We start from the raw sequence: 2737 nt of genomic DNA, 5'->3' as shown, positions 1-2737 counted from the left end.
GGTTCTGGGAGAGCTGGAGCGAGACGGTGCGCAAGGTCACCGCGCCGACGCAGCATCAGCGGCTTGACGAGGAAGGTTTCCTCGAGGTGCTCAATTTTCACCTGCCGCCGGCGCCGCTGGTGCGCCCGATCCAGCCGAGCGGGCTGTCGATGCAGCATTTCTTCGACAGCGATTTCGGCAAGTGGATCGAGGCGGCGAGCTATACGCTGAAGGCGCACCCCAACCCGGCGCTGGAAGGCAAGATCGACGAAATCGTCGAGCAGCTGGCCAAGGGCCAGCTGGCGGATGGCTATCTCAACTCGTGGTTCATCCGGCGCGAGCCGGAGAAGCGCTGGACGAACCTCCGCGACCTGCACGAGATGTATTCGATGGGCCACCTGCTCGAGGGGGCGGTCGCCTATTTCGAGGCGACCGGCAAGCGGCGCTTCCTCGAGGTGATGAGCCGCGCCGTCGACCACATCATCGACACCTTCGGACCGGAGCCCGGGAAGCTGCGCGGCTATGATGCACATGAAGAGATCGAGATCGCGCTGATCAAGCTGCACCGCATCACCGGCGACCAGCGACACCTCGACCTCGCGACCTTTTTCGTCAACGAGCGCGGCCAGCAGCCGGCCTATTACGACGAGGAGGCGCAGCGGCGCGGCAAGGACCCCAGGGATTACATCTTCAAGGATTATTCCTACAGCCAGGCGCATATGCCGGTGCGCGAGCAGACCCAGGTGGTCGGCCATGCGGTGCGCGCCATGTACCTGTTCTCGGCGATGGCCGATGTCGCCGCCGAGACCGGCGATCTCAGCCTGTTCGCGGCCGCCGACCGGCTGTTCGACAACCTGACCGGACGGCAGCTCTATGTCACCGGCGGGCTGGGACCCGCCCATGCCAATGAGGGGTTCACGCGGGAATACGACCTCCCCAATGCCACCGCCTATGCCGAGACCTGCGCCGCGGTGGCGCTGGCGTTCTGGGGCCATCGCATGGCGCAGATCGAGCTCGACGGGCGCTTCACCGACCAGGTCGAGCTGGTGCTGTTCAACGGTGCGCTGTCGGGGATCTCGCGCGACGGCGAGCACTATTTCTACGAGAACGTGCTCGAGAGCCACGGCGATAACCGGCGTTGGAAGTGGCACTATTGCCCGTGCTGCCCGACCAATATCGCCCGGCTGATCGCCTCGCTCGGCAGCTATTTCTATACTACCACGCCCGACGCGCTGGCAGTGCACCTCTATGGCGCCAACACCGCCGAGGCGGTGCTGGGCGATACCGTGGTGAAGCTCAGCCAGGAAACGCGCTATCCCTGGGATGGCGATATCCGGCTCGGCGTTTCGCCGGCCGCGCCGAAGCGCTTTGCGCTCAGGCTGCGGGTGCCGGGCTGGTGCCGCGAGGTGAAGCTCTCCGTCAACGGCGCCTTCGTGCCGGTGGAGGTGACCAAGGGCTATGCCACGATCGAGCGCGAGTGGCAGGCCGGCGACGAGGTGCGGATCGGCTTCGCCATGCCGGTCGAGCGGCTCTATGCCAACCCCGAGGTGACCGAAGATGCCGGGCGGGTGGCGCTGAAGCGCGGGCCGGTGGTCTATTGCCTCGAACAGGTCGATAACGGCTTTGCGCCACAGCGACTGCGGCTGGCGCCCGGGGCGGCGATCGAGACAGCGTATGATCCCGACCTGCTCGGTGGCGCAGTGACGCTCAGTGGCAGCGCCGTGAAAGCGAGCGACGCCGGATGGAGCGGGGCGCTCTATCGCTCGGCGCCTGCGACGCTGGAGCCCACCCGCTTCAAGGCGATCCCCTATCACCTCTGGGCCAATCGCCAGGCCGGCAGCATGCTGGTGTGGCTGTTGGAGGCCTAGCTCCCCTCCCCCTTGAGGGGAGCAGAGAAGCAGCCGTTGCAATCGCCGGTGGAACCGGCTTTCTAGCGCCGAGAGCAGGCTGAATGCAGGAGAATCGTCGTGGCTGCTGTGCGCGGGGCGACAAACAAGGGCAAGGCGGCGCCGGATGGCAGCGAGCCGGTGCGGGTGCGCGGGCAGGGGGCGCAGACTGTCTATGAGAAGCTGCGCCAGTCGATCCTCGATCTGACGCTGGAGCCGGGCGCGCCGCTGGACGAGGTGGGGCTGTCCGAGCAGTTCGAGATGTCGCGCACCCCGATCCGCGAGGCGCTGGTGCGGCTCTCGGCCGAGGGGCTGGTGACGACGCTGCCCAACCGCAGCACCATCGTGTCGTCGATCGATTTCGTGAAGCTGCCGATCTACTTCGAGGCGCTGACCCTGATGTATCGGGTGACGACGCGCGGCGCCGCGGTGCACCGACGCGACAGCGACATGGTGACGATCAGGAAGCTCCAGGCCGCCTATGCCGACGCGGTAGCGCAGCGCGACGCGCTGAAGATGATCCAGTCCAACCGCGATTTCCACGTGGCCATCGCCGCCGCCGGCGGCAACAGCTATTTCACCGGGCTGTTCACCCGGCTGCTCGACGAAGGGCGGCGGATTTTGCGGCTCTACTACCAGAGCTTCGACGACACCCTGCCGCGCCAGTATGTCGATGAGCATGAGGCGATGGTCGCGGCGGTGGCGGCCGGGGATGCGGAACTGGCCGATAAGCTCGCCGCCGGGCACGCGGCGCAGATCGTGCGGCAGATCCAGAGCTATATCGCGCGGGATACGACTTCGCCTATCAGTTTGGCTTCGCAGGGTCGGCCCCCCCTGTCTCGTATACACCTCCGCCGTCGCCGTCGTCCGAC

The 2737-nt window shown here is 66.5% G+C and carries 2 protein-coding genes; both read left to right on the top strand.

Annotated elements, in window-relative coordinates; translation table 11 throughout:
* Nucleotides 1-1847: glycoside hydrolase family 127 protein (locus tag VW23_RS25010; protein ID WP_069912203.1), on the top strand; the 1847-nt coding region annotated here is incomplete at its 5' end.
* A 108-nt stretch (nucleotides 1848-1955) separates the two neighbouring features.
* Nucleotides 1956-2737: GntR family transcriptional regulator (locus tag VW23_RS25005; protein ID WP_141728491.1), on the top strand; the 782-nt coding region annotated here is incomplete at its 3' end.

This window comes from Devosia insulae DS-56, assembly GCF_000970465.2.
In the GTDB taxonomy this organism is placed as follows: domain Bacteria; phylum Pseudomonadota; class Alphaproteobacteria; order Rhizobiales; family Devosiaceae; genus Devosia_A; species Devosia_A insulae.
This window is presented reverse-complemented; position numbering and strand designations above follow the sequence as displayed.